Here is a 25,462-nt window from a genome sequence, read left to right as displayed (position 1 = left end):
GGCGTTTTATATCAGTTTAAGCGCTTCCATCACCTCATTCCTCCGTTGCCTTGAGATGCTAACGGAGGAGCCATCATTCATTAAAAGATATCCGCCATCACTTTTCACAAAGCTACGAATTTCATCCGGATTGATGAGGTGCGACTGATGCACTCGTAAGAATCCGTAAGGAGTAAGAAGCTCATCGTATTCTTTCAGTGTTCTCGACACAATTAGCTTTTCGCCCGAAACCAGGTAGAAGGTAGTATAGTTACTTTCTGCTTCGCAACGAATAACAGTGCTTACTTCTACAAACTCTATTTTATCGGCAACAGAAAGAGCAATTTTTTTCTTCTTATCTTGTCGCAAAGAATTTAGCAGCAGGTTTTGTATTCGCAGGTTTTGTTGCTTCAGGCGAATGGTTTGAACAGCCTTATCGACTGCCCTGATCAGCTCGCCGAAGTCGATAGGTTTAAGCAGATAATCGAGTGCACTAAAACGAATGGCTTGAATTGCATATTGATCAAAGGCAGTCACAAAGATTACTTCGGGAGAAACCTCCCGAAGATTTTCAAGTAGTGTAAACCCGGTTCCGTCGGGCAGACAAATATCCAGGAAGATTAGATCGGGTTTGTACTTCACGATGCTTAAAGAGGCTTCTTTCACCGAGGCACATTCACCCAGCAATGTTACTTGCGGACAGTGGTGTTCGAGCATCCGCCGGAGGTTTTCCCGATTACCAGCTTCATCGTCAATGATTAATGCATAGATCTTTTCTTCCATTCTTATTCTTTATCCTATGGGAATATATAAAGTGACTTTGCAGCCTGTAACAGATTCCTTCTCTTGTCTGTTTTCAATATCAACTCCTATTTCCCGGTGATGTAGTGTTTTTAAGATTTCAATCTCTTCCGTAATGGCTTTTACAGCAAATCCGTTACCTTTATCTACTATTATTCCGGAGCCATCATCGGTTATTGTTACCACCAGTTTATCGTCCAGCAGTTTCATAGAAATCACAATCTCACCTTCGCCACGAGGAGCAATGGCGTGCTTTACCGCATTCTCTATGAAGGGTTGTATTAACATTCCGGGTATTTCTACCAAGTCGGTTTCTATCTGTTCATCCACTTCAATCCGGTATTGAAAGGGAACCCTAAGCTGTTCAATATCCAAATATAAGTATAACTGCTCTATTTCTTCGGAAAGGGGAACTAATTTCTTTTCGGAGTTATTCAGCACCATTCGCAGCAAACGAGAAAAACGAACCAGGTATTCATCGGCTTCCTTATTGCCTCCACGGTTAATCAAGTTTTGAATAGAACTCATGGCGTTAAAGATGAAATGGGGATTCATTTGAGAGCGAATGGCTTTTAGTTCGAGTTCTTTGATTTGGCGTTCTCGTTTTTCGCGTTTGCGTTTAGAACTTAAACGAACCGATATAATAAAGATGGCAACTAAGCTGAAAGCAATTGTTATTAACAAACCGTTTCGGAAACCCGTCCAGAAGTCAGATCGAGTACGATTTAAATCGCGCTCAATGATATCAATAAACAGATCTTCATCCATAAGCAGGTTACCACCTAAACGATAGAGAATTGTTCCATCCTTTCTCATAAGGATTGTGTATCTATTCACATTACCAAACATGGATAATTCGCGTTCAATTTCACCAAGTGAGAGAATAGTAGTAATACTCTCACGAAGCTTTGTCCAATATTCATTCGTATTATCATAATGTTTAAGTTCAACCTCTTCTGAGACATAAGAGTGTAATGTAACTTTATCTTTCAGACTTCCATTTTTAAGTTTCTCACACATTTCAAGACCAATATCATAATCACTAAACTTAACTCCTACTTGTAGTAATAAATACTCTCGTGTATTCTTATCTTGTGCCAGTTTGGCTAACCGAAGATCTGTCTGTTGTATTTTCTTTCCTTTCTCTAACTTGTTTAATTTTTGGTAAGTTCTTTCGAGACGATTGGTTAAAACAGTATCAGGGCAAGTGGCTATAAAATCATTATATTCTTGCTGTATATCCATAAGCATATTGTCCATCATCAATCTTTCCACAATCGCTACATTGTAATTACGTAAAGGTTGCCCTGCAAGAAATAATTTATTTTGATAATACTCTTCCTTTAATAATTTAGGCCGAAAATTTATAGAGTTAAGTGTTTCGGAAGATATTTGTACTTTTTTATACTTAATATAACTATTAAGAAAGGAGAAATGCCCTGACATAAAGTATGAAGCGTCTGTTAATGGAATCAAAGAAGTAAAGTATGGAGCCTCCCAATCTATTTCTGCGAATTCCGGTTGCGTGTATATTTTAGAGCTTGCATATTGAGATAACTTATTGCTACTTTCTAAATACATTTTATCTAAATTAAAGAGACGGTTCCAATAAGAAGGCAGATCGTTATTATATTGATTCAGAATATCCTGATACTCTTTTCGCCAATCATCCTCTATACTCTTAAAATAAATTTTCTCCACACAAAGATTGAAGAATTCATTCTGTATACTCCCTCGTCCACTATATTGAATTGTTCCATCTTCGTTCTTAATACGTACAATAGAGTCGCCGGGAGATATTAACCATACATTCGTTTTCGGCCTCCTTAGATCACTATCAATCATGTAATACTGAGGAGCAGGAATAAATAACTCTTGTTGTTCTACTTTCGTATTATCAGCCCAACGGGCAAGTTTTGTATAAGTCAGTTTCACATTAGGCGGAAGAGAGAAAGATGCAGCAACCACTCTTATTTGACGGGATAGGAGATTATGAGATATATCTTTAGGAAGATCTAACAAAAACTTACTGGAGTATACCCTATTACTACTTTTCTCTGCTGCTTTTTGTACTGGAGTAGTAATACTCTTTCCACCAGTTTGACTCCGAAGTAATTGAGGTATATCTTCAAATACAGTTCGATGAATATTCACCATCCCAGTATCCGTTTTCCTTCGGTATGACTTTACTTCTTCGCGAAGTCCTAAAGGAAGCCAAACTCTCTGATACCTGCAATAAAGATCTTTATATCTTAAATGAGAATCAATAACAGTTCCATCTTTTATGTTATAGGTAAGTGATGCTATGATATCTTTGTTAGATACCTCCCCCATAGGTAGTAGCCATAGTTTATCGTTATCTAAAACCGAAAGAAAATCCTTTATATACCTCGAATCATAATAAACCATGCTATCTTTCTCCGCATAGTTCCTGCAATCATAAATAGATTCAATCGAGAAACCAAGGGTTACAGTCTCATTCTGTTTGTATAACACCGTAGCCTTCAATACCACCCTCCGAATATTCTCTGCCCTCCACGGCACCTCCTTCTCCATACCCGGAGCCTGATATGGATAATACTCGGCCGATTCAATCATCAGCCAGTCTCCTTTTTCAAGAGAATGAATATTCTTATATTCTTTCGGCGTTGCAGAAAGCAATAAAGGAACAAAAACGAATAAGAATAGAATAATGTGTCTCATTGCTGTAAAATTAAGAGGTTTAATTGATTTATACAGCAAAAATAGAAGAGAAATCGGAACCTCATCCAGAGAATGAGCAACCGCACACTCCGAATGAGTATTCCGCTAAGTTTTATTGAATCAGGTATATAATCCTCCGTTTATAGAAATTACATCTCCTGTGATATAAGCTGCATCATCCGATGCAAGGAAGCCCACTGCGGCAGCTACTTCCTCCGGCTGACCGAAACGTCCAACGGGAATCATCTTCTTTAAGGTAGATTCGTCCAGATCTTGTGTCATATCGGTAGCTATGTATCCGGGGGCTACAGCATTTACAGTTACTTTACGAGGTCCCACTTCCTGCGCCAATGCCTTGGTGGCACCTATTACGGCAGCTTTGGCAGCCGAGTAATTGGTTTGCCCCGGAAGTCCCTTCAAACCGGAAAGAGAAACCATGTTAATGATGCGCCCGAAGCGTTTGCTTAGCATGTATTTTAATAACTTACGGGTAACGTAGAAGAAACCGTTTAAGCTGGTATTCAATACGTTATCCCACTGACTGTCTTCCATAAACACCATCATGGCGTCTTGACGAATGCCTGCATTATTTACCAATACAGCGATATAGTCATCGGGGTGAGCGTCTTGCCAACCATCCAGTGCTTTCTCTACCGCTTCTGCCGAGGTTACATCAAAAGGCAGTAGTTCGGCTGTTACTCCTTTTTCCTCTACAAGCTTTTGGGTTTCCAGCGCGGCATCTTTGTTGGAAGCATAGTTTATAATGATGGGGTAGCCCATATCGGCCAGCTTCAGGCAAACGGAACGGCCAATGCCTCTGCTACCTCCTGTTACAAGTGCGTATTTCATATTGTTTCAAATAATTAGTTTTGGTATATAGAATCAGCTATGGGCTGATTGAATTTCTTGTTTGTAAGTTCGTAAATGGTGTAGCTGTCGTCTGCCTCTATGGTTTTTAGTATCGAGAGAGTCAATGTAGACTTATCATAGCTTAATACCACTTCAACGATGTCGCTTTTGTTGGATGCCGGGTTGATAGCCGCCGTTACCACATAGTACTTCGTTGTTTCTTTGCAGGTAATTTTACTTGCGCCTACTTTCTTCACATCGCCTTCTAAACAAGCAGACAGAATGGTCTTCATGCCTTGCATCTTTGCATTGGATTGTGCAGAAACCTCTCTGCGTGTTCCCATAGCTACCATTACCAGCTTGTCGCCGTTTATCAACATTACTTCGCCTTCGGGATCGTCATATCGCATGGCCAGCTTATCGGGTTTTGTGTAATAGAGTTTACCCTCAGAGTCGATATCTTCTCCAAGCATCTCAAGGTGTTTTACTTGCTTAAAGTGACAGGTCATTGTGTTATACTTGATATTTTCTTGTTTGATTTTCTCAAGCACCTGAGCATCTGCATGGTTTATGGTTTGCGCAGTGGCAAGTAGGCTACTAAGGAGTATTGCTGTAAGAAAACTGATTCTTTTCATTTCTGCATCATTTTATTGGTTTGTACTATTCAGGTTAAATCGCTTATCAGTTCGTCCATCCCCACAATCTTGGCACAGGTAAAGAAGGAAGTCATGGATACTCCCAGAATGCCGTGCAAGTTCAAATTCTGTCCGGTTAGCAACAAATTGGGGATGGGAGTTTGAGGGGTTAATATGGTTTGCAGCACACTATTACAATCTTTACGTATACCAAATGCCGATCCCTGCCACGTACCTGTGTAGTCGCGATAGGTAAGCGGAGTACTAGTATGAACGCTCTCGATAGCATTCCTCAGTCCGGGAATACGTTCGGAAGCGATATTGATGCATGCTGCTATTTTCTGTTCTTTGAAGGCTACATAATCTTCGCCTCTATGCCCAATGGCGGTATCGCTCCATTGGGCCACCTCCTGCCAGTGCATTGGGGTTAGTATATCTATATTCCGGGTAAAAGTTCCTCCGTTCCCGTTCTCCGGCACCTGATAACTTAATAAAACAGAAGAAACCGGAGCCCCCGAACGATAGCTACAATCCCACAAATCTTCTCCTTTATGAATAAACACATTTCGGTTCAGATAAGGAATCATGCCTTCTTTTAGTTTCAGATGGGTGGTAAACATGCCATAAGTATTGGGCAGGGCAGTTATTCTTTTGCGGTATATATTGCGTATCAGTTTGCTGTCCGGTATCAATGATAAGGTTAAAGCCGGGTGCAAATTAGAAATAACATGCGTGGCACTCACCTGTTCTTCGTTATTATATTCAACAGATGTTATCTTTTCTCCTTCTTCTATCAGGCGGGTTACTTTGGCTTTGGTAAGAAGGGTGCCACCCATCTTCCGGATATCCTGTACCAGTTTATCAGTAATCAATACCCCACCACCATTCAGGCGCCAGGCCGATTGTATAAACGAGCTGTTTATCTGGGCAAAGGTGTAAAGAGGAAGTTGTTCTTTGCAAAGTTCCATTGTTAGGGAACCTCCGGAAAGCACCTTCCTGAGTAAAGGGTCGCTGATATTCTCTTGTAGATAGTTATAGGCCGATTGTTGAAACAATGAAAGATTGGTTCCTTCGGCACTAAAGCTGTTGGCTATATTTGTTCCTACTTGTTTCAGGAATGAAGTGTATGCCGCCAACTGTTGCTGCTGATGCGGGAAGTCCTTACCCAGCGTATCGGCAAAACGCTCATAGCCGGAGGCAAACATATAGGTTCGATCATCTACCACCACCTCGGCAAAGGCATCTTCGTTCATGCGTACCCAAGGTAAGTTCAGCAGGTCGAAGTAGCGAAACAAGCGGTTCAGGAATTGCCCATCATCTAAGCCTCCTACATAATGAAAGCCGGTATCAAAGGTGATGCCTCCCCGCTTAAATATCTGCATACAGCCCCCCAACTGACTGTTTTGTTCGAGAATACAAACACTATATCCTTTCTTCGACAGTATATAGCCGCACTCCAATCCTCCCAAACCACTTCCTATTATAATTACATCGTAGTGTTTCATATCCAATTGGGTTTATAGCGCTTCACCAAAGAGAACAAGAAAGGTAGTAAGGAGTATGCTATCAGAATAGTGGCTCCCATACCTATCAGCGTGGCCACCCCAATGGAGGCAATGGCAGGATGAACGGCAAACAGCAACGAAGTGGTTACAATTATCAGAATAACAGCCGAGAAGAAGATAGCCGTTTTATGATAAACAAGTAAGTCGGCGCGCGAGTTGCGGTAAGGAGCCAGCAGTCCATCCATAATAAAGATGCTGTAATCAACCCCTATACCAAAAACAAAGGTAGATATCACAATATTAATCAGATTGAATTGCATGCCGAACATTGCCATACAACCCAACACAATATACCAGCTAAGGCTCATCGGTAAGAAGGCAATTAGCGCCAGAACCACATTGCGGTAAGACACCAGCAACACAATCAGCACAAATATAGAAGAGATGGCAAGGGTAGTGCTGAAATCATTGTGCATTCCTTTCACCATATCGTTGGTATAGTACATCGGATCAATTACAATAAAGTTCGGGTTGCACGCCACCAGATCATTGCCTACTTCCATCAGGTTATCGCGACTCATCTGTACGGGAGTAAAAACCAGGTAGCGATTATCTGTATATTCAATGATGTTCTCCATAATCTCGGCAGGAATTACCTCTGCCTCGTACAAAGAAACCGGTGTGTATTCCTTTTCTATCATTCCGAAGAAAGGAGTAAACGTTTTAGAGTTGAACTTATGCTTTTCGCCCATTTCGGTAACCACTTGGTGCACATCGGTTTGCTTTTCGGTGGTCCAGTATACATTCCAGCGTTCAATACGCTTTTGCTGTTCGCCAACAGGAATAAACAAAGAGGCCGAAGCAGAATAGCTGTTAATAAGATTGCGATCGGCCAATTTATCCAGTTCCATGCACAACTCTTTATTATAGATCAAGGCAGAATCTAAAGAAGTGGCCGCAGAAGCAAAGTAGATGGTAGAATGACTGTCGGTGGTTTTCGACTCAAGCAAAGCGCGCGAACGCATCACCCGGGCATCATTATAACCGATATTACGAAGATCGGAATCGAACCGGACTTTATCTGAGGCAATAAAGCAAATGATACTTGCAACAACAATCAGCCCAAGCAGCCACTTCTGCTTTTCGAACGGAAAGGAGTTTATCTTTTCGAGCAAAGCAAAGGCTTTTTCCGAACGACGGTTATTCTCGGGTTTAAAGAACTGAGGCAGAAATAAGAGACAAAAAACAGTAGTGCCCACCAACCCCAAGGAGGCAAACAAACCAAAATCTTGCAGCAATTCCGACTTTGTGAGCAATAGCCCCATAAAAGCCCCTATCGTGGTTAGTGCTCCCAGAATAACAGGAACGGTTTGATCTTTCAGCACCTCTTCCGGATCGCTCACATATTTATAATGTGTTATTACGTGCATGCAATAGCTAAAAGCCACTCCCATCACAATAGCCCCGATGCCCATAGCCATTAAAGACATGCTTCCCTTTATCAAGTAAATTACAGCTAAGGCAAAAAGCACTCCGTAGCCCACGGGAAGCAGCAGGTAAACCAACGTCGACTTGTTTTTAAAGCAAACCAGCAGAATAACACAAATAAGTATCAGCGAAATAGAGATGGTTACCAGCAAATCTTTCTTTATCTGACGCGAGTTGTACACACTTTGCACAGGTGCCCCATGATAGAGGATTTCAATATCCGGATATTGTTGCTGAAAGGAAGATATCTCTTGTTCTATCATCTCTGCCAAACGAATGCCTTGCTTAGAATCGAAAGCTTTGAAGTTAGGAGAAAGAAAAGCCACCACCACCGTAGTGTCCGCAGTAAAGATATGACTATTGTAGAAGGCGTAGTTCCCTCCAAAACCTCCTCCCATGCTTCCGGCATCGTTCAGGAAGATTTTACGCAAAGCTATTGGGTCGTGCTTGATTATATCGCGGTAAACAATGCCGGCAGCAGATCGCAACAGCTTGTAGTTTTCTGCCATCTGCTTTTCTACACACTCTGCTGCCAGTAGCGAATCTAATTGCCGGTAATGAGATTCTTCGAGAAAAACAGGCGCATGTTCGTACAGAAACTTAATACCATGCTGCAACACATCGGCATCTACCCGGTGCAGCATACTGCCTATAGCCCGGTGAACCGTATCTTTTGCCAGCAGCGTTTGCGCAAACTCATCACAAACGCTTGCCAACTTATCGGTAGACACCGTATCCGCTTGGGGATTGAAGAGAATAAAGATCTTATCTTTTACTTTCAAATTGGAGAAGACCAGTTCTTCGGCTCCCCCTTCTTCGGTAGATGGCAACAGCTTCGATATATCTTCTTCAAAGTAAATCTTCGAAGCAAAATAGCCGAAGAGTAAGGTAGTAAGAATCAAAACACTATAGAATAGTGCTTTGTGGGTTTTGAAGAAACGATATATGTTGATAGTAAGTTTTCCCATAATTGCGCCTTCCGGCAGTGGTGATAATGATTAATTCAATCTTTCGTGAATGAAGTCGTACAGTGAGTCGAATGTCAGAATGGTACCTACTTCGTTGCTTTTGATTTTTACACCAAAAGTGCTTTCTATCAGTGCTACCATGTCTACAAGACTCAGGCTGTCGAGTTCCAGTGTTTCTTTGATATTTCCTTCGGGGATAATATCGGTTACTTCTACTTCAAACTCTTCGGCCAGTACTTCGTTTACTTTTTCAATTAGTTCTTGTTTTCCCATTTTTTTAGTTATTGTGATTAATAATAGTATGTTATATAAGCCCTTTATAAATCCTTTATAATAAGCGTAGAATTCGTTCCCCCAAACCCAAATGAATTGGAAAGGAATAAGTCAAAATGCTTATCTACACGCACTGCCGGGATATTTAGCTTAGCCGAATCTTCGTCCGGATTCTCGAAGTTGATATTCGGAGCTATAAAATTATTCTTCATCATCAGCATGGAGTAGATAACCTCACTGGCTCCTGCCATCCACATTTCATGACCGGTCATCGACTTGGTAGAGGTTACCTCGGGCTTATAGTCGCCAAATACATGTGCAATGGCTTTGGCCTCATTCCTGTCGCCCACCGGTGTTGAAGTAGCATGTGCATTTACATAACCTATTTGACGAATATCAATTCCTGCCTCTCTGATAGCTATCTCCAACGAACGGCTCGGACCATCTACATTCGGAACCGAGATATGATCGCCATTCGAAGAAAAGCCATAACCACATACCTCTGCAAGAATGGGTGCGCCACGTTTCACTGCCGACTCATAACTCTCTATAATTACCGTAGCAGCGCCTCCTCCGGGAACGAGTCCGTCGCGGTCGCGATCGAAAGGACGGGAAGCTTTGGTAGGCTCATCTTCGCGAATGGAAAAAGCACTGATACCATCGAAACTGCCTATGGAATAAGGATTTACCTCCTGTGCGCCACCGCAAACGATGCAATCTTGTAGCCCCCATTGAATAAGCAAACTACCCAAACCTATGGCATGAGAACCACTTGCACACGCACCCGACACCGTAAGGTTAATACCTTTCAGCTTAAACAAACAAGCCAGATTCATGCTTACAGTAGAGTTCATAGACTGAAAAATACCGCCTGAGCCTATTAAGGTTGTATCTTTCTTCTCGCGCATGGTGTCGATACTGCGCATTACGGCATCGGCCGAGCTGTCGTTTCCGTAAAGTATGCCCACTTCGTTGCTGTCCAGGTAATCTTGGTCGATACCGGCATTCTTCAGCGCCTCAACCGTGGCAAGATAGGCGTAATTACCCTGCTCGGGAATATATACGCGTTGATTACGGCTGAGTATGCCTTTCAGGTTAGGTACTTCAAGGTGCGCGGTAAGTCCGGAACGGAATCCGAGTTCTTTACGAGCGGGGGCTAATATAATACCCGATCTCCCGTGATAAAGGGAGTCTTTTACTTCTTCGAGGTTTTTTCCTAAACAGGAATAAATACCCATTCCTGTAATTACAACTCTTCTTTTCATTGATACAAACCTATTTTAATAATCGATCTAACGATTGGAATATTTGCTTCCTTAGCATTATTAAGTCTTTCAGTTTTCCTTTGTTAAACAGGGAGTTAAACCGCCATTCGCCTAACAAATTCAGCAGATGTTTCCGATAATACCAAGCAAAAATACCTAAAAACGGAATACAAATCAAATATGCCAATGCAATAAGAACTGAATTTGCAAATATCCAAATCAATGCAAATGTTAAACTATAGAATACCGGAATAGAGATGAGTATGTAGAATCCGAAGTTTATACTACTGTAAAACATAATATCATTCAACTTCCGGGTAAGAATACGTGGTGAGAGGAATATAAAAAGATTGGGCACGCAGGATACTAAGAAAACAGGTAATAGCAGTAACAGCAACAATCCCTTTACAAACAAGCTAAAAGCTTTGGGTGGATTCTCAAAGCAATAATCTTTTATGCGGAACTGTTCGGTTTCTTTCTTCAACCGACGTATGTCTTCATAGAGCGTCTGTATTTGCTCCGGTTGTTCGCCTTTCAGAGTTTCGAGTGCGATAAACAGTTGCTGGTCTGCCAATAGTTTTTCGGGCAATATATCCGAATTGTATCCTTTTGTTTCGGCATACTTAATGCCATACGTTTCACGCAGATAATCAATGGGTTCATAGTTGTCCAGATCGGTGATATTCAGCATCATTCCGGATATCTGTTCGCGTACCAATGCATTTACCTGCCGCTGTGCTGTGCGAGGTTTTGTTTTATAAAGTTCGTAGAAAGGAGCAATAGAGATAGGCGTACCAAATTTTATCAGTACATCCTCCTGCATATCCAAATATCCGGAGTAGTGATTGCATGAAGGAAGAATAAAAAAGTCTTTCTCGAAGTTACTCTTCTCTGCAGCATTAAACAGCAAACGGGTGTAACCGTAAGAGAAAGTGCCCAACCAACGCTTATCCTGATGCCCGGCCTCGGGGTAAATGATAAGTGTACCATTCTGCAAGAGTTCCTCTTCGGCCTCATTAAAAGTACCGGCATTATTGGCAAGGGTTTCTACCCCATCATACTCCATACGGAAAGCAGGCAGCGCCCCTATCCATCGCAATGCTTTTTGAAAAGCAGGTTTAAACACACTTGCACGGGTAAGGATGCGGTGTTGTCTTTTCCTTCGGGTAGGATAAATAGCCATCAAAAGTGCCAAAGCATCCGACAGACAGTTCTGATGATCCGACACAATCATCAATGGATTATCTTCCGGAATATTCTCGGTATTCAGCCAATAAACCTTTCGATAATATATTTTATTGTGAAAGAAACGCAAGTATTTACTAAAGAGCCTAAATCCTAAACCTGGTTTTGCTGGCTTTGTACCGTTCTCCTTTATCATACATCCCTACTAAATTATTAGACACTATTTCAGCGCTGCAAAGATTAGTATTTTTTGCCAAAAAACAAGCTAAACACCTCATAAATAAAACGTATTTAACTAAAATAGTTTTCGGCGTATATAGTAAGTGGGTATGTTAGTGGGAGCATCTTTTCGAAAGCTGTTTTGAAGTCATTAAAGTAAACTATCCACCGTCAGGACACACAACAAAGTATACGGTAAGAAAAATAGGGCTGGAAGTTGACCTATCAATAATATCTGGAGAAACCCATGGATAGAAAACTAATTGAGGTAGGCTTTGATAAAAAGCAACTTACCATTACCTGTATTTTAAATGAGGCCGAACTCTGTAAGGAGATCCATTTGCTTCCAGACAATTCGAAACTGTTGGAATCATTTCTATCTTATTTGAAAGAAACATATAAGTATGATTTCATTCAGAAAAGATGGACCGTGTCAGGTGGATTTGCCAGAGTGTTAAAAATGAAAAATCCGTATGAAATATATCTGATCTTTTATCACTTTTAGGAGTTTTAGCCACGGATGACACAGATTACGCGGATTCTAAAACGCGGATGAAATACATGAAAAATAATCCGTGATTTTAATCCGCGCAATCTGTGTCATCCGCGGCTAAATAATAAAAATGATAGTTTACTCCCCAAAAGTTTTTTCTTCAAAAAAGTCCCATAAGTCCCATAAAGATCATAATAAATTGATAATTAGTTACTTAAAACATGGTACCTTCCCATAAAAAGTTCCATAAAGTATCATAGAAGTCCCATATTTTTTTATATCATTACATAGAATATCCTTTAGTTAGCTATTTCATTCCTTTGTTTTATCTATTTATTTGCTTATCTTTGCTAATAGAATAAAGGATTGTACACCCGGATGTACAGCTCCGATAGATCTGGATGTATTCACTCCGTACACCCGGGTGTACAGAGCGAGAACATCCGGGTGTATAAACACCAGAGAAAACAGGATAAAAAACGAACAAAACAGCTAATTTAAACAAATGCCTATATCATGCAACAATTATATGTAGTACGCTCTAAAGTAGATAAATCTGGTCTTGAAGAGAAAAAACGTTATTACGGAGTTCCCGTAGTATCCGGGCAAGTAACCGAAGAAGAACTTGCCACCGAAATATGCGAACGCTGCTCCCTGACGCGAGGCGACGTGTTGGCAGCCATCAGCGCATTGAGCGATTCCATGCAAAACCATCTTTCGAATGGGTATAATGTAAAGCTTAAAGGCATCGGGTTATTCTCCGTTTCCGGTAGCAGCGAAGGAGTCGATAACCCCGAAGAATGCACCCCTGCTAAAATGAAGGCTCAACGCATTTGCTTTAAAGCAGACAATGTTTTGCGTGGCGTGCTCGAAAGACTCAAATACAAATTAGTACACCGAAACAAGACCAAATGAAAATAACAACTTATCGGCAGACTTCGAATGGGCATACGCAACGTATCATAGAACTGGAAGTTGCCTTGGAGGGCATGCGCGGCGAAATAAAATCCAAACCGGTAACTACGCTCCGCCAAAACCTGGCGTACATTTCCTCCGGAAAACGAAATGATTATGCGGAAAAACTGCCGGTATTGGTATTCGGCGGCGTATTCAATAAAAAGGAAAGCAAACAGGAACTCAGTGCCTACACTGGGCTGATTCTGCTGGAAATCAATAAACTGGCCAACTTCCATGAAGCTGCTACACTTCGTAATTTAGCATCCGGGTTGCCGCAAACCCTTGCTGCCTTTATCGGCTCAAGTGGCAAAAGTGTAAAAATTATCGTTCCTTTCACTTTGTCCGACGGGAGTCTGCCACAAAGCCGGCCACTCATTGATTGGTTTCATGTACAGGCCTACCGGGATGCCGTGAAATGGTATCAACCCCAATTGAAACGGGAGATAGAACTGAAAAAGCCAATCGTAGAGAGAGGATGTCGCTTATCACTTGATCCGGATTTATATTACAATCCTAACGCGGCAGCTATCCGAATTGAACAGCCTCTACGTATGCCCGCGGAAACTACTTTTGAGGAGGCTCGGCAAGCCATTAATGATCCATTGCAGAGACTGATTCCGGGGTATGAGCGCAACCGGATCATATCCACCCTCTTTGATACTTGCCTGGTGAATGCGCTTAATGCCATAGGAGGAGTCGACTGGGAAGGAGATGAATTGAAACCTTTCTTCACCCATTTGGCCGATAACTGTTACCGCTCCGGGATTCCGGAAGAAGAGGCCGTGAAATGGACACTCCTGCATCGCGACCTGAAGAATTACGAGATTCAAATACGTGCCAATTTCCGAAGTACCTATTCTACTGCCCGGAAGTTTGGCAAGAAACCTTGTATAACCTCTTCCATGACGCTGGTAGCGCAATTGGAGGAATTTATGCAAAGGCGGTATCAATTTCGATACAATACCATTAAAGCAACAGTGGAATACCGGGAACTGAAATCGTTCTACTTCGACTTTCGTCCGCTAACCAAGCAGGCGATGAATAGCATTTCGCTCAATGCCACCTCGGAGGGCATTAATGCCTGGGACGCAGACGTAAAACGTTACTTGTATTCCGACAGGATACCCATATACGATCCCATTGAAAATTATCTTTTCTCTCTTCCGCATTGGGACGGAAGAGATCGTATCAGGAGCCTGGCTCGTTGCATTACCTGTAATAATCCCCGTTGGCCGGATTTATTTTATACTTGGTTCCTGTCTATGGTAGCGCATTGGCAACAGATAGACCGTCGGCATGCCAACAGCACTTTGCCTTTATTGGTAGGTAATCAGGGATGCGGTAAATCTACCTTCTGCCTGAACCTGCTCCCTCCCGAACTGCGCGATTATTATACAGATAGCATTGATTTCAGTAATCGCCGCAATGTGGAGTTGGCATTAGGTCGCTTCGCCCTGATCAATATGGATGAATTCGATTCTATCAGTCCCTCGTATCAGGGCTTTATGAAACACATTCTTCAGAAAGCAGTGATACAGACTCGTTTGCCGTATGCCGGTACAACGGATGCGATTCGTCGGTATGCCACCTTTATTGCTACAAGTAATAACTTCGATTTATTATCAGATCCTACCGGCAATCGCCGTTTTATTTGCGTAGAAGTGGAGGGCATTATCGATTACAGTCAACCAATTGATTATCAACAATTGTATGCGCAGGCTGTACATGCCATCCGAAACAGTGAAAGGTATTGGTTCAGCCATGAAGAAGAGGCCTACATTACCACCTGCAATCAGCGATTCCTGCGCATCTTGCCCGAAGAGGAAATGGTGCACGCGTATTTTCATGTACCTGCGGAAGGAGAACCTTTCAAGGAGCTTACTTGTACGGAAATGTTGGAACACATTCGTGCCAAACGTTCAGGTTTCAGGTATAGTCGAACGGCGGCTATGTCGCTGGGGCGTTCGCTAAAGAATGTGTTTGAGTCCAGAAAGGTGACGAGGGGGACGGTTTATAAGGTGGCGGAGGGACATTTATGAGATCCCTTATTCTACTATACTTGGCTACTTTCATTGTTTATCCATTAGTAGCCATATTTTTATCTAAGCATATTGTTTTTCGTCGGGATAAGTATTGGTTGTTGGGGGTTCTTCTGTTACCTTTTATTTCTTTTTGGGCAAGTGCCAACAGCTATTCCTGGGTAGGAAATTTCTTTAACTACTTCTGGATTTCATTGGGCTATTTCTTTTTCTGTCTATATTCTTATGCGCTGGCAAGAAGTAAAAAGCTTGTTTTTAAGATTCCGGGTATTCTTGGGAGTATTGCTACAGTTGTCGGCTTTATACAACTTTTCTTTACTTTCTTTGCCGTTTGCATGATGACGATTGGTTCAGATTCTGATAAAGAATATAAGATTCATCATCAAGGAGAAGAGTATATAGTAAGACAATATATTCTAAGCTTTGTAACGCTGATGAATGAAACCCATACTTTTGTAACTTATAAACAATGCAAGAATCTTCCTTTTGAGAAGCGAGTAGACAAGGCTTCATTTAGATCACAAGACGATCCACCTGTTGATTTTAGAGATCCTTATTTTCGAATCGAAATAGGAGGGGATCAAGGCAGTGAATGGATTAAATTCTCTTCGCTAAATGGCTTTTGTACTAAGCAATTAGGGGAAGAGCGGGTATTTGCCAATTCGACTCCCTCCACGAAAAAAGAAAAAACAATCCGGCGACCAGAGTTTCCCAGATCCGGCATTGTTCCTTCGTGGTAGATATGCTAATGTATGCTCCTTATGTCATCACTTCCAGCATCCGTCTTTCCCTCAACTTCTGTTCCAACACACTCTTGAAACCATATTTGCTAAAAGCAGCTTTTACCTCGTCATCACTTAAAGAGCCACCCCATTCCTCTAATTCCTTCAGTAATTCCGCTCTTCTGTTTTTCAGTGTCCGATGATTCAGATTGAAGACCTCAACAGTTTTAATCACTTTTTGCTTATCCTGGTCTGATAATGTATACAAAGGAATAATGCTCCCATCCCCATTATAATAAAAGAAATTCTCCACATCATCAGCCACCGGATCAAAAATTTCATTATAAATCATAGGATTATTTACTACTTTATCTTTATGGCAAGCTCCATAATATGTATCCCGTGAATCAACAACAAAATTATTCCAATCGAACATTGTTACGGATATCTGAAACGATATGAGGCGAATGGGTGGTTAGGAAGAATTGGCAGTTCGGAAATGTATTCCGTAATTTCGGAACCACCTCCAATTGCCAAGAAGGATGAAGGTGAAGATCTACCTCATCAATCATAATAATACCTTCGCCACTGAGCGGATTTTCTAATCCCGGATTTGCCATAGCCAACCTTCTTGCTATGTCAGCAATCAAAGTAAGATAACATTTCTCTCCGTCAGACAGCTGGTCTATTTTAAATATATTGCCGTTTTTATTTAGGACGATTGCTCTTGGACTTCTTTGAATACGAAGTTCGCCATATCCGGGCAAAACATTGCTGATGGCATTTCTTACTGCCTGCAACTGCTTGTCCAGTTCAATGTCTTTTTCGTACCGCATTTTTTCGTTCTCGATATCCTCTCTTTCGCGAAACCATGCAAAGAAAGAACGAAAGTTCGCGCCATTCATCAACTGAATATCATATATAGACATTGGATTCAATTCATGTTTTAGCCTTATGCGGATAGGAATGTCAATCACCGATCGGTTAACGCTATAACTCGCGATTAGTGGTAATGAAGTATCTTTTGGGCTAGCCTCGAACGTCTCCACCAACTCATTTACATAATGAGTCATGCTGCTCAGATCAGTTTTAGCAATAGGTTTTTGCCGGTTGCTAGGTTTCTGTTTATATATAGACCAGTGCACATTATTATTCAATTCAATTTCCAGAAGAGTTTCACCTGCGTGAATATTTATATCCTGAGCACCAATTCCAATTCCTTTGCCATTTACACTTTTCATTCTGGCCGTATACCAAGAAAAAAGATGATTCAAGGCCTGCAATACTGTCGATTTTCCGGCACCGTTTACCCCCACAATAACATTGATCTTATCGTGAGCCTTTATTTCCAGGTTCTCGACACCTTTGAAATTTCTAATTTTTAAACTCTTTACTTTCATTTCTCTCGAAAAAGTTTGTTATGATACAAAAGTAATGTTTTTGTTGGTATAATAGTTTAATTATTTGCAATCATTCACCATGCCTTTCCCCATCAAAGATGTGGCTCGGGCTAAACTTGCCTTGTGGTACAACAAAATTGAAAAACTGGGATACGGATGTTTTAGGTCTGTGATGAACACCATGTAGAATCATTATGAAACAATACTTAACTTCTTCGTCAATCGAGAAACTAAGAGAGCAGCAAATAAGTATCTAAAAGAAAAAAGACCGCAAATCAATGATTTACAGTCCTTTTTTCTTTTTTGGAAGTGGGCCAACCTGGGCTTGAACCAGGGACCTCCAGATTATGAGTCTGTTGCTCTAACCAACTGAGCTATAAGCCCGTGCAATTCTGTTTTTTGAATGCGGTACAAAAGTAATCGTTTTCTTCGAATTATGCAAGAGATGAACGAAAGATTTGCAATTTAGAATTTGTATTTTCTTTTGGGGTTCTTGGGAAACCAACCTTTTTTTACCCGTTCTTCTTGTTCAAATACCTCTTTGATAGTCCAAAAAGAAGAGAATGCAAAGACACCGCAGATGGAGGAAATTAATACATCGCTGAAATAGACAGAGGCAGCTACCCCTATTAAGCCCAGAATCAGGAAGATCCACCAACACCGAGTGCCCCAATAGTATTCGGCCTTTACCACCACAGGATGGAAAAGGCCGATTATAAGGAATGTACAAATACCAATAACAAGTCCTGATAATCGGTATTCGCTTAAAAAATCGATCATTTATTGTTATTCAAACGGATGGGAATTTCTTTTTTGATGCTTTGTTCCAGAGAAATCAACGTTTCTGTTGACACTACACCCGGTATTTCTTGCATTTTGTTATTCAGCAATTCCATCAAGTGTTCATTGTCACAGGCGTATACTTTGGTCAGCATTGTGTAAGGACCAGTAGTAAAATGACATTCTACAACTTCGGGAATTTTCTGCAATTCGGCAACTACGCCTTTGTACATAGAACCTTTTTCCAGTGTGATTCCGATATATGTGCAAGTTCTGTATCCTAATGATTTGGGGTTTACGTGATAGCCTGATCCCACAATCACACCCATGTCTATAAGTCTTTGTACGCGTTGATGAATGGCTGCACGAGATACACCACATTCAGCTGCTACATCCTTAAAAGGTATGCGAGCATTCTGAGAAATGATCTCTAAAATTTGCCGGTCGAGATTGTCGATTTTTTCCATGATATACGAATTAATATGTTCTTTTTTATCAAATAGTAAGCAAATATAGGGCTTTTTTTTATTTTACTATCTTAAATGAAAGAAAAAACGAGAAATATATAAAAAAATGTTGGAATGCTGAATCCATTGTTCAGCACCCCAACATTCTTATTTTTTATATTTCTAACCGTTTCTTACTTAACGATTTCAAGCAATTCTACTTCGAAAACCAAAGTTGAGAAAGGTTTGATTTGACGTTGCTCTCTTGAGCCGTAAGCCAAATCTTGAGGAATATAAAGTTCCCATTTAGAACCTACAGGCATCATAGTTAATGCTTCTGTCCATCCTTTAATTACTTGGTTGGCAGCGAAAGTAGCAGGTTCGTTGCGGCTGTAAGAGCTATCAAACTCTGTTCCGTCAATCAAAGTACCTTTGTAGTTTACTTTCACTCTGTCGGTAGCAGCAGGAACTTCGCCTTTACCTTCGGTGATAACTTTGTATTGCAAACCGCTTTCAGTAGTTACAACACCTTCTTTATCTTTGTTTTCGGCAAGGAATTTTTCTCCGGCTTCTTTGTTTTCACCGTGTGTTTCAAGAAGAGCTTTTTCTTTTACTTTTTCCATAGCAGCTTGAGTGTAAGCTTGAGCATCTGCTGTATTCATCACACCTTTATTTTTCAATCCATCGATGAAACCTGCTAACATATTATCTCTGTTAGTAGAACTGAATTTAGAAGAGTCTCCTGAAAATACTTCATTCGAGAATCCGTCTACCCAATATTTACTTACCATGAAACCTATTTTCTTACCTTCCAAACGAGCCATTTCTTCTTCGCTACAATTAACTCCTTCGCTGAATCCTGCAATGAATGCGCTCATAAAGGCAGTGTCAACACCTTGTTGAAGAAGATGCTGTTCTATTCCTTCGGTACGAGACATACCAAATGCATAGAATAGTGTGTCAACATCATTTTTTAAGTTTGCTTTAGGCTGAGCAGTACATGCCGCCATTCCTATTGCAACAGCAATAACCAATAAAATACTTAACTTTTTCATTTTGCTTTTAATTTTATTTATAAGACTTCGATTAATTCAACTTCGAATATCAATGTGCTGTGTGGAGGGATCATTTCTCCGGCCCCTTGTGCACCATATCCCAATTCCGAAGGAATATATAGTTTCCATTTGGAACCTTCGGTCATTAGTTGCAGTGCTTCTACCCATCCCTGAATTACCTGATTTACACCAAATACGGCTGGCTCTCCACGTTTAATAGAGCTATCAAAAAGAGTACCATCAATTAATGTTCCCTCATAATGGCATCTTACTTGGTCGGTAGCTTGGGGCTTTTTACCGTTACCTTCGGTGATCACTTCGTACTGAAGTCCGCTCGGAAGAGTTGTTATAGCCGGATTGTTTTTATTTTCTTCGAGGAATTTCTTTCCTTTTTCAATATTTTCTGCGTTTATTTCTTGCTCTAACTTAGCAAAATAATCATTTACTATTTCACGGGCTTCCTGATGTGAAATGGCTGTCGGATTGCCTTTCATGATATCATTAATTGCTTGTGCGAAATCCTCTATTGAGAGATTTTGCGCTCCCATGCTCAACAAGTTTTGCCCTATTCCAAGGCCAATAGCATAACTAAATTTATCCATATTAATATTTTAGGTAGCAAAAGTACATGTTTTATTTGAATGCTCGCCACATACTCTTTTAAAATTTCTTATTTTTGTTAAGAATAAGGGCTTTTATTATAAATAAGTTGTTATTCATTCTGATTTAAGTAAATATATGTATATGAAAAAGTTAGTAGTATTATCCGGTGCGGGAATGAGTGAGCTACTGACCCGGCTTCGTAAGTAAGCGAAAAACAAATCCGATGTGGCGGAGTATAGTGCCGGGCAATCCGTAGTACTTTGCCATGATTCGGAATCTTTCTTTCAGGGAGGCTTTCCTGTTTTGGGTAGTCATGCCTTCTTCCAGATAGTCGATGAGAGTTAAGTGAGTGTTATATAATACTTCCGACTTCTTCATGATTCGGATGCACCAATCAAAGTCGGCAGAGAAGCGATATTGCAAATTATATGGTTCTGCCAACGAACGTTTGGCAAAGAAAGCCTGATGGCATACTAACATCCCTTGCTTGAAACTTTTCCATGTCAGCGCTTCCGGTGCGGAGAGGCGACGCATACGCAGAAAGTTTCTGTTTACATCTACAAGGGCCGTTTCTCCATAAATAACATCCGGCAATTCATTTTCCCGGATGGAATCTACTACATTCTGCAATGTATCAGTTTCTCGCAAGCTATCTCCGGCATTCAGAAAACAGAGATAATCGCCTGTTGCCAAGACAATTCCTTTATTCATGGCATCATAAATACCTTTGTCGGGTTCGCTGATCCATTTGTCAATGCGCGAATCGAATCTTTGGATGATTTCTTTTGTTCCGTCTTTGGAAGCACCATCCACAATAATATACTCTATATGAGGATATGTTTGTGAAGTCACACTTTGAATAGTAGCCTCCAATACCTTTTCAGCATTGTAAGTAACGGTAATAATTGAGAATGTTGGCGTAAATAGATCAGGCATGAGATCCGGTTAGCTTATTGTAGATATCAATATACTTTTTGGCTATAATCCTTTCCGAATAGCTGCTTACTACTTTCCGGGAGGCTTGTTCGGAGAGCACCGGGTAATTCCCTTCGCTCAAAATCCAGTATATGCCATTGGCAAAATCTTCTGCAGATTTATATTTTGCTACATAACCATTATGAAGGTGATCGATCATTTCAGGAATACCTCCCACATTAAAACCAACACAAGGCACACCACATGCCATGGCTTCCATAATTGTATTAGGAAGATTATCTTCCAGAGAAGGAGTTACGTACATATCCACCGAATTATAAATGTCCACTAACTTGTGTTCATTACTAACATAATCCATAGAATATACTTTGAATGGAATGTACTTTTCCAGATATTTAGATTGATGCCCTAAAACTACCACCCCCAAATTATCCTTTAACTCGGGATATTTCTTTATCAATATCTCGCAGGCTTCTGCCAGGTATTTAGCGCCCTTTCTTTTATCTTTGATTTTTACGGAGCCAAAGAGAATCAAAGACTTATCTGTAGGCAAATTGCATTTGCTACGCGCTTCCTGTTTGTTTCGAGGCTTAAAAAGATTGGTATTAATAGGGTTGGGAATATTACAAACACTTTGATCTATAAGCAATGCACTCTTTTTGGCTTGTTCCTCCAGCCATCGACTACACGCCACAAAGCTGATGGATGAACCTTGCAGCATCTTTTGCTTCTTTAGAAACCTCCTGTACGACAAGTCTTTTTTATATCCTCCATTAATCAGATAGGAGCAATGCCCGCAACTGTTTTGGTATTCGGTGCATTCGCCCGCATAATGACAAATCCCCGTGCAAGGCCACATGTCATGCATGGTCCATACCACGGGCTTTCCCGATTTAAGTATTTTCCGGATACCTTTAAGGGATAACATTCCCTGATTAATCCAATGTAAGTGTATTATATCGGCTTCCTTAAATTCGGGTAGTGAGGTAATATCTTTTCCGGCATTGGCTATGTCTACCTCGAACAAGTTATGTCGTTTAAAACGGTTGGCAGCCCAGATAACCACCCGCTCCCAAAGGAAATACCATAATTGCATCTTACTTTTATCGAGTGCTATTACGCTAATCCGATCTGTCTGTTTGTCACGCACTAACATTTTGGCTTTTATGCCATTATTCTTCAGCGCTTCCAGTAAACGGCCAGCTGCAACAGCTGCTCCACCAGTACGTTCGGAGGTATTGATCAGGAGTACTCTCATATAATAAATTGGAAGTTTCTACAAAAGTACAAAATAAAATAATCGTTTTTGTTACCTGATAAGTATTTTGTAAAAGAAGCGTGTAATTTTACCAAAGAGATTATATTTCATTCCATGATCTTTCAAAGCTTTGGCATACATGGCTTCTATCTCCGGAGTTTCTTCAATAGGAATATCTTCCAATACTACCTTTTGAGTTCTGAAAGGCCGATCATAATCATACCAGCCGAAAATCCGGTTACTTTTAAAATGAGTTCCGCTTCCTATACCTATATTCTTAATAAGTGTATGGGTAGGAGTCAGACATAACCCTTTTCTTTTATGAATAAGTATTTCCCAACAGATATCCCAGGGAATAGGGTTTTTATTCAATGATTTCAAACAACTGAATGCCCCACCGTATTCTATCTTTAAGAGATCGGCAGTAGTCATACCGGCCAAAGCCTCTTCCCGACTGTTATAATGAGTAAATAGTTGCCACCTCCCCTTCCAGGTAGCCCACCCCCACCCCGACATGTGCGGCGTGAAGTAAGTATCTCCAAATGTAGGAATATCAAGATTAGTAAATCCGGATATATGCATTACCTTGGGTTCATCTTTGTATTTGTTTAATGCCTCATTAATATAATCGAGGTATATTGGCGAAGTACAGATATCATCTTCCAGCACAATAATTGTTTCGTGCCTGGAGAGTACATACGAAATACCTTCTATAATGTTCCTTTCCAGGTAAAAGTTTTCAGCCCGCTCTATGAGGTGTATCTCTTTAAATCCGCTGATGGAGTGGAGGTACTGTCTGACATGATTTACAGCTGTCCATGATTTTTCATCTTTTCCTCCATCACTGAATACATAGAGAATGCTTTCCGAAGCAAGTCTATTTCTTTGTAAGTGCTCAATTGTTTTCTTGGTATTCTGTAAACGATCATAAACAAATAGAGCAACAGGCGCCAGGGTTCTTACTGTTGAATTCACTTTATACTATTTAAAGAATTCTATTTTATTAAAATGAGGTGTGATTTTATCTAAATCGGGCAGATTCATATAATCCCCATAAATCCGTTTTAAATAACTATATGTATCATGTGGAGCAGGAAAGAGCTTTCCTTCAAATTCAATCTCAGCCAAAGGGAATATCTCTTCCTTATAGCGAGGAGAGAAATAAGCAGTACCTAAAGAGTGTCTGATTTCCTTTACAGGAAAGAGCCGGGAGAAAAAACGAAGAACCGGCATACTGATGTGATGATTAAAAGAATAAATACGGTTCACACGCTTGAGCAACGTTTTCTTATCTATATTCTTTTTCTTTAGCTGTTTGTATATTTGTCCATGCAGATGCCCTCCAAGCCAAGCAACACTTTTGGTGAGGTGCTCCATAGGAAATATATCAATGTAAATACCCCGGTATTTGAATATCCGGTCATAATCATTTGTTTCTGACAAGAAAGAGTTTTTATCTCTCAGTTTCCCGAAGATAAAGATGTAATTTTCATCTGTCTCATGAGTCTGAAGAGCATATTGATCCGGAAGTTCGGTAGGGAGCACTTTTAGTAAGCGAAGGTAATCTTTACGCATCATCTCTATGTCAAGGTCGTCGTCCCAGGGAATAAAACCTTTATGCCGTACTGCTCCAATCAAAGTACCTGAGCTCAACCAATAAGGAATATTGTGCTTTTTACATACACCATCTACGAAATCTAATAATTCCAACATTCGTAATTGCTGCATTCTCAACACAGAACCATCGGGGTTAAAACGTGCTCTTAACTCTTTCTCCGTATTCATCATTGGCTATTGGATGTGATTATTTCTTTTAATACCTCAGGAGAAACATATCCTGTATCCGAAAGATTTTCCCGAATAAGTTCTCCTTGCTCATTCAGGTAAGTCTTGTTCAATATCATTTGCCCCCAATATAAAATACTGTCGATGTGTGGTGTTTTAACAGCTACCGCCTCGGCTACAGACTTCAGAATTAATAGTCCAAAGAGAAAATCTTCTGTAAAGTACCTGTTATTAAAATCTAATACAAACCCAACTTCCGTCTTCTTCATGGGCACTTTTATATTGGCAAAAGCAGGAATAGATCTGAGTTTTTGAGTAAGAGACTCAACACCACTGCTTTCGTAATGGGCGAGTATAGTCGGTATTTTGTTTTTATCTACAGGAAGCTTATCCAACACCCGATAGAATTCCTTATCACATGCTATGAGCATTTCGGAAGCCTCATTATCCCAGTCGGAATAGAATCCGGGTTGGGTATCGTAAACTCTTCCTTTTTCATCTTGCCCGAATAAAGTATATAGCCTGCTTGGGTGCAATAACGGATTGCTGTTTGTGAAAGAAACTTCCAGGAAACTATCTAATAGTACTACAGGAGTATCAAACATGTTTTCTATCCGAAGTGCCAATTGCTGAGTATCCGCTACTCTGAGAGTGGCAAGTTGCAGTTGCTTTTTATACCCTAAAAGGTTGGCAGAGGTTCCATAGCTATCTACACGACATATAAAAGGAGTTCGTTGAAAGCCAAATAAGGGAATACTTCCTTCCAGAACTCTGTGAGCAATAAAGAAAAATCCGGTACTGGAAACCACACTACCCACCATTATTGAGCTGTTTAACCAAGGCTTAATTTTCGATAAAACATTCTCAATAGCATATCCGGGCAAACAAAGCAATACGATATTACTTCCGGGTATTACCGTTTCCGGATCGGAGGATATGAGATGTATATCTCCCCGGAATTGTTTTCCCTCACAATCATTAACTAATAAGGTATTTGACCATTGCTCAGGTCTGCTTGTCAAAACATGAACCTTATAACCTGGTTTACTACCCAGATAACCGGCTATAACATGCCCTAAGGCCCCACCACCACATATACAGACTTGCACACTCATGTA

The 25,462-nt window shown here is 40.6% G+C and carries 24 protein-coding genes and 1 tRNA gene; 4 read left to right on the top strand and 21 right to left on the bottom strand.

Annotated features, from left to right (window positions below; all coding sequences use genetic code 11):
• Positions 1 to 6: 6 nt before the first annotated feature.
• The 9 genes from D0T60_RS00535 to D0T60_RS00495 all read right to left on the bottom strand — a co-directional run bounded on the left by D0T60_RS00535 (position 7) and on the right by D0T60_RS00495 (position 11,847).
• A complete protein-coding gene (locus D0T60_RS00535; RefSeq protein ID WP_163216185.1) occupies positions 7 to 762 on the bottom strand; it encodes a LytTR family DNA-binding domain-containing protein in 756 nt (251 codons plus the stop codon).
• A 9-nt stretch (positions 763 to 771) separates the two neighbouring features.
• Positions 772 to 3,483 (bottom strand): sensor histidine kinase, encoded by a 2,712-nt coding sequence (locus tag D0T60_RS00530; RefSeq protein ID WP_163216182.1) that lies wholly within the window; start codon positions 3,481 to 3,483, stop codon positions 772 to 774.
• 120 nt (positions 3,484 to 3,603) lie between these two features.
• Positions 3,604 to 4,332: a 3-oxoacyl-ACP reductase FabG gene (fabG, locus tag D0T60_RS00525; RefSeq protein ID WP_163216180.1), complete on the bottom strand. Its 729-nt coding sequence runs from the start codon at positions 4,330 to 4,332 to the stop codon at positions 3,604 to 3,606.
• A 14-nt stretch (positions 4,333 to 4,346) separates the two neighbouring features.
• Positions 4,347 to 4,967 (bottom strand): outer membrane lipoprotein carrier protein LolA, encoded by a 621-nt coding sequence (locus D0T60_RS00520; RefSeq protein ID WP_163216177.1) that lies wholly within the window; start codon positions 4,965 to 4,967, stop codon positions 4,347 to 4,349.
• A 29-nt stretch (positions 4,968 to 4,996) separates the two neighbouring features.
• Complete coding sequence (locus tag D0T60_RS00515) at positions 4,997 to 6,472, bottom strand: NAD(P)/FAD-dependent oxidoreductase (RefSeq protein ID WP_163216175.1); 1,476 nt, start codon at positions 6,470 to 6,472, stop codon at positions 4,997 to 4,999.
• On the bottom strand, positions 6,469 to 8,928 hold the full coding sequence (locus D0T60_RS00510) for an MMPL family transporter (protein ID WP_163216173.1): 2,460 nt from the start codon (positions 8,926 to 8,928) through the stop codon (positions 6,469 to 6,471). Before D0T60_RS00510 ends, D0T60_RS00515 begins: the two co-directional genes overlap by 4 nt.
• Positions 8,929 to 8,958: 30 nt before the next feature.
• Entirely contained in the window at positions 8,959 to 9,201 is a 243-nt protein-coding gene (locus D0T60_RS00505) for an acyl carrier protein (protein ID WP_163216171.1), read from the bottom strand.
• A 44-nt stretch (positions 9,202 to 9,245) separates the two neighbouring features.
• The gene (locus tag D0T60_RS00500; RefSeq protein WP_163216169.1) at positions 9,246 to 10,466 is read right to left on the bottom strand and encodes a beta-ketoacyl synthase; all 1,221 of its coding nucleotides are present in this window, start codon (positions 10,464 to 10,466) and stop codon (positions 9,246 to 9,248) included.
• Positions 10,467 to 10,476: 10 nt separating this feature from the next.
• Positions 10,477 to 11,847, bottom strand: a complete 1,371-nt coding sequence (locus D0T60_RS00495; protein WP_163216167.1) for a 1-acyl-sn-glycerol-3-phosphate acyltransferase — start codon at positions 11,845 to 11,847, stop codon at positions 10,477 to 10,479.
• A 270-nt stretch (positions 11,848 to 12,117) separates the two neighbouring features.
• Here D0T60_RS00495 and D0T60_RS00490 point away from each other — a divergent pair, with 270 nt between their 5' ends.
• From D0T60_RS00490 to D0T60_RS00475, 4 genes are all read left to right on the top strand, one after another.
• Positions 12,118 to 12,375: a hypothetical protein gene (locus tag D0T60_RS00490; RefSeq protein ID WP_163216165.1), complete on the top strand. Its 258-nt coding sequence runs from the start codon at positions 12,118 to 12,120 to the stop codon at positions 12,373 to 12,375.
• 504 nt (positions 12,376 to 12,879) lie between these two features.
• Positions 12,880 to 13,278: an HU family DNA-binding protein gene (locus tag D0T60_RS00485; protein ID WP_163216163.1), complete on the top strand. Its 399-nt coding sequence runs from the start codon at positions 12,880 to 12,882 to the stop codon at positions 13,276 to 13,278.
• Positions 13,275 to 15,359, top strand: a complete 2,085-nt coding sequence (locus tag D0T60_RS00480) for a BT4734/BF3469 family protein (protein ID WP_163216160.1) — start codon at positions 13,275 to 13,277, stop codon at positions 15,357 to 15,359. The genes D0T60_RS00485 and D0T60_RS00480 overlap by 4 nt, the downstream gene beginning before the upstream one ends.
• Positions 15,356 to 16,099 carry a hypothetical protein gene (locus tag D0T60_RS00475; RefSeq protein ID WP_163216157.1) on the top strand — a complete coding sequence of 248 codons (744 nt, stop codon included), beginning with the start codon at positions 15,356 to 15,358 and terminating at the stop codon, positions 16,097 to 16,099. The genes D0T60_RS00480 and D0T60_RS00475 overlap by 4 nt, the downstream gene beginning before the upstream one ends.
• Before the next feature lie 19 nt (positions 16,100 to 16,118).
• Here D0T60_RS00475 and D0T60_RS00470 read toward each other — a convergent pair whose 3' ends face one another.
• The 12 genes from D0T60_RS00470 to D0T60_RS00415 all read right to left on the bottom strand — a co-directional run bounded on the left by D0T60_RS00470 (position 16,119) and on the right by D0T60_RS00415 (position 25,459).
• Positions 16,119 to 16,517 carry a hypothetical protein gene (locus D0T60_RS00470; RefSeq protein ID WP_163216154.1) on the bottom strand — a complete coding sequence of 133 codons (399 nt, stop codon included), beginning with the start codon at positions 16,515 to 16,517 and terminating at the stop codon, positions 16,119 to 16,121.
• Positions 16,501 to 17,481, bottom strand: a complete 981-nt coding sequence (locus tag D0T60_RS00465) for an AAA family ATPase (protein WP_163216151.1) — start codon at positions 17,479 to 17,481, stop codon at positions 16,501 to 16,503. Before D0T60_RS00465 ends, D0T60_RS00470 begins: the two co-directional genes overlap by 17 nt.
• A gap of 310 nt (positions 17,482 to 17,791) precedes the next feature.
• Positions 17,792 to 17,865, bottom strand: a tRNA-Ile gene (locus D0T60_RS00460).
• 81 nt (positions 17,866 to 17,946) lie between these two features.
• A complete protein-coding gene (locus tag D0T60_RS00455; RefSeq protein WP_163216338.1) occupies positions 17,947 to 18,258 on the bottom strand; it encodes a DUF4491 family protein in 312 nt (103 codons plus the stop codon).
• Complete coding sequence (locus D0T60_RS00450; RefSeq protein ID WP_163216148.1) at positions 18,258 to 18,728, bottom strand: Lrp/AsnC family transcriptional regulator; 471 nt, start codon at positions 18,726 to 18,728, stop codon at positions 18,258 to 18,260. Before D0T60_RS00450 ends, D0T60_RS00455 begins: the two co-directional genes overlap by 1 nt.
• A gap of 173 nt (positions 18,729 to 18,901) precedes the next feature.
• Positions 18,902 to 19,762: an FKBP-type peptidyl-prolyl cis-trans isomerase gene (locus tag D0T60_RS18710; protein WP_163216145.1), complete on the bottom strand. Its 861-nt coding sequence runs from the start codon at positions 19,760 to 19,762 to the stop codon at positions 18,902 to 18,904.
• 17 nt (positions 19,763 to 19,779) lie between these two features.
• On the bottom strand, positions 19,780 to 20,364 hold the full coding sequence (locus tag D0T60_RS00440; RefSeq protein ID WP_163216143.1) for an FKBP-type peptidyl-prolyl cis-trans isomerase: 585 nt from the start codon (positions 20,362 to 20,364) through the stop codon (positions 19,780 to 19,782).
• 184 nt (positions 20,365 to 20,548) lie between these two features.
• Entirely contained in the window at positions 20,549 to 21,301 is a 753-nt protein-coding gene (locus D0T60_RS00435) for a glycosyltransferase family 2 protein (protein WP_163216141.1), read from the bottom strand.
• Complete coding sequence (locus D0T60_RS00430; protein WP_163216138.1) at positions 21,294 to 22,559, bottom strand: glycosyltransferase family 4 protein; 1,266 nt, start codon at positions 22,557 to 22,559, stop codon at positions 21,294 to 21,296. The genes D0T60_RS00435 and D0T60_RS00430 overlap by 8 nt, the downstream gene beginning before the upstream one ends.
• Before the next feature lie 51 nt (positions 22,560 to 22,610).
• Complete coding sequence (locus D0T60_RS00425; protein WP_163216136.1) at positions 22,611 to 23,534, bottom strand: hypothetical protein; 924 nt, start codon at positions 23,532 to 23,534, stop codon at positions 22,611 to 22,613.
• Between the two features lie 6 nt (positions 23,535 to 23,540).
• Complete coding sequence (locus D0T60_RS00420; RefSeq protein WP_239059465.1) at positions 23,541 to 24,347, bottom strand: phosphorylcholine transferase LicD; 807 nt, start codon at positions 24,345 to 24,347, stop codon at positions 23,541 to 23,543.
• Complete coding sequence (locus D0T60_RS00415) at positions 24,344 to 25,459, bottom strand: NAD/NADP octopine/nopaline dehydrogenase family protein (RefSeq protein WP_163216133.1); 1,116 nt, start codon at positions 25,457 to 25,459, stop codon at positions 24,344 to 24,346. Before D0T60_RS00415 ends, D0T60_RS00420 begins: the two co-directional genes overlap by 4 nt.
• Positions 25,460 to 25,462: the final 3 nt, after the last annotated feature.

It is taken from the genome of Bacteroides sp. 224 (assembly GCF_010500995.1).
Taxonomy (GTDB): Bacteria; Bacteroidota; Bacteroidia; order Bacteroidales; family Bacteroidaceae; genus Bacteroides.
This window is presented reverse-complemented; position numbering and strand designations above follow the sequence as displayed.